The organism is Psychrobacter sp. TB20-MNA-CIBAN-0197, assembly GCF_040309765.1.
GTDB lineage: Bacteria > Pseudomonadota > Gammaproteobacteria > Pseudomonadales > Moraxellaceae > Psychrobacter > Psychrobacter submarinus.
Map to the genome: position 1 here is coordinate 1 of NZ_JBEOPC010000121.1, position 428 is coordinate 428.

Annotated in this window: 1 pseudogene; it reads right to left on the reverse strand. The window is 62.1% G+C overall.

The features are described 5' to 3' along the window. Positions 1-428, reverse strand: a pseudogene (locus AAEY83_RS12935) (ATPase); the annotation flags it as partial.

Genomic DNA, 428 nt, shown 5'->3' on the forward strand with positions numbered 1-428 from the left:
GTCCATTTCAGCCAGCGGTAGATGTTGCCTTCGGCCGGCGGTTGATAAAGCGGCAGCACCAGATGGTTCAGCGCCATGCCCGACAAGGCCAGGGTGGTGACGATGATCAGGCCACTGGCGGCGGACAGGCCACCGACATAGGCGAGCAAGGCCAGCGGTTTGCTGTTGGCGGCGATGCCGATGCCGAGGGTGAAATATTCCGGGTCGGTGGTGGCGCCGAGTTTCAGCCCGGCCCAGAGAATCAGCGGTACGGCGAGACTCATCAACAGCAGAAACAACGGCAGGCCCCAACTGGCGCTGACCAGCGAGCGCGGATTGAGGTTTTCCGTAAAGGTCATGTGATACATGTGCGGCATCACGATCGCCGAGGCAAAGAACACCAGCAGCAGCGTGCGCCACGGACCTTCCTGCAACGGCGTGTGCAGGGC